At 40.7% G+C, this 2093-nt stretch carries 1 protein-coding gene; it reads left to right on the top strand.

Annotated features, from left to right (window positions below; translation table 11 throughout):
* A partial coding sequence (locus E1163_RS30255) for a hypothetical protein (protein ID WP_185155903.1) occupies positions 1 to 1457 on the top strand: 1457 nt, incomplete at its 5' end.
* Positions 1458 to 2093: the final 636 nt, after the last annotated feature.

Below are 2093 nucleotides of genomic sequence, written 5' to 3'. Positions count from 1 at the left end.
ATATGGCTAAGCTGAAAAATATTATCAAGCAATTATCCAACAGGGATTTTCAGGCAATACATGACTCACTATTAGAAAGCAATGCGGATAAATCAGCTTATCTTATAAAGGCAATGAGGGAAAGGCAGCTTTCTGATACCAAGATTATGCAGGAGCTGGATGTAAATACCAATGCCTACTACACATTACGGTCGAGGCTAAACCAAAAGATTGAAGAGTACCTGATCCAGCAGATGGAAAGCCCAAGGACAGATATTCTGAAAAAGGTTGCCAATATCAATGAGATCATTTTCACCAAGAAGAAGGCCATTGCCATCGCCACCCTTAAAAAACTTGAGAAGGAGCTTTTGGACTACGATTTGTCAAACGAACTGACTATCATATATAAATCATTGAAAAAGCTGCACCTCAATTCGCCTGACTACTTCAACTACTCCCAGTTGTACAACAGGCATGTGGCGTATATGCTGGCAGTAGATAAGGCGGAAGATTTGCTGGCAGAATATTTTAAGAAATATGGACAATTTGCACTTTCTGGTGATGATACCGATAAACTTGGCCTTACACTGCTGCTGAGAGAAACCTATAATGTAAGCGTGCTCTATGAATCACACCGTTTGTATGTTTACTATAGCTGTATGGCCATCTTCCACAGGCTTTTCGTAGATCATCAGGACTCCATGGACGATGACCTGGAGCCTATCGAAGACATTCTTGACAATGTTCAAAAGATATTCAGCCAATACCAGATGGACTCCATCTATTACCACCTCAACCTGGTTTTTGAGTTCCTGAAGCTTGAATATTATAACCACTACAAAGTATACAGAAAGGCAGAAAAATACTATGAGGAGGTCAATGACGCGGCCAGTAATCTGCTTACCAGCTATACTTTATATACTTATCCTGCGCAGTTTTTGGTTACCAAAATGCAGCGGCACATCCGGATGAATACTACCCGGGAGATCTATGAAGAAAATGAGGGGCTCTTTCATGATTTTGAAATAGACAAGCTGGATGGTCCTACTTATGTTACATATGCCATGTATCGTGCGCTATCGTGCTACTATGTTAATAAATATGACGAGGCCGCTAAATGGATCAATAACCTGCTGAATGACGTAAGCCTTAAAAAGCTTCCGCATATGCAGTTGGAGATAAAGATCATTCTGGCGCTTCAATATTGCCTGGTTAATGATTTCGACCTGTTCAACCAATTGATCAACAGTATTCAAAGGCAGATAAGGCTACAAGGCAAAGATAGCTGTGAACATATCCTGTTGCTTTCGAAGATTATGAAAGTGTCCATCAGTGATATCAAGAAGAACAAAGCAGAGAAGATCAGGGGCATGATAGCTAAGATCAAAACAGTGGAAACCAATTATTTCTCACCAACTCTGATGCTGAAGCTCGATGAAGAATTTGTAGAGCGCCTGGTATCGAGGGCATCATCTTAAAAGAAGGTGATGTAATAAAGCCTATACCTTTGCTTTCCGGCGGATTCCTCAGCGGGAGGTCTCCGCGGCCTTAGTATGCATATATGAGATATCAAGCAGGCCAGGCTCTGTAGGTGCTCCTAAGTTCGGGATCCCGGATATTTTCTTCGTTACTCTGCGAAAATTCCGGGAAGACATGGTATAATCACCTGTCTCCAATAACCCGTCATTCCAGAATTTTCGTTATAAAATGTGATTTCATGACTGCGCTTAAAGAAAATATCTGGAATCTTCCCGATCATGGCAGGGTCAAAACCTTCTGCAGGACATTAATACGAACTTTTTGGTTGATAAATTTAATGATAGCTTACATAGCTAAATTGCGGCTTTACTAAAACTTTGAAAGTTTGGTAAAGCTTGGGCAAACGTAAAACCTGTGGAGTAAATGGACTGAAAAGTAAAGCCAGTAATGTGAAACTTGCCACTAAAAATAAGTAAACCGCGCTTGTTGTTATCATTATAAGAGTTGCCTACTGCTTTTGCCGATTGCTGATTAACTACTGTCTGTCAGCAAAGAGGTGAAAATTTAGGTTCTCCCCCAGAAATTCCACTTGATCCTAAAGCTTAACTGTTCGGTAATACTGGCTGAGGTAATAG

This window comes from Fulvivirga kasyanovii, assembly GCF_009711405.1.
Lineage (GTDB): Bacteria > Bacteroidota > Bacteroidia > Cytophagales > Cyclobacteriaceae > Fulvivirga > Fulvivirga kasyanovii.
This window is presented reverse-complemented; position numbering and strand designations above follow the sequence as displayed.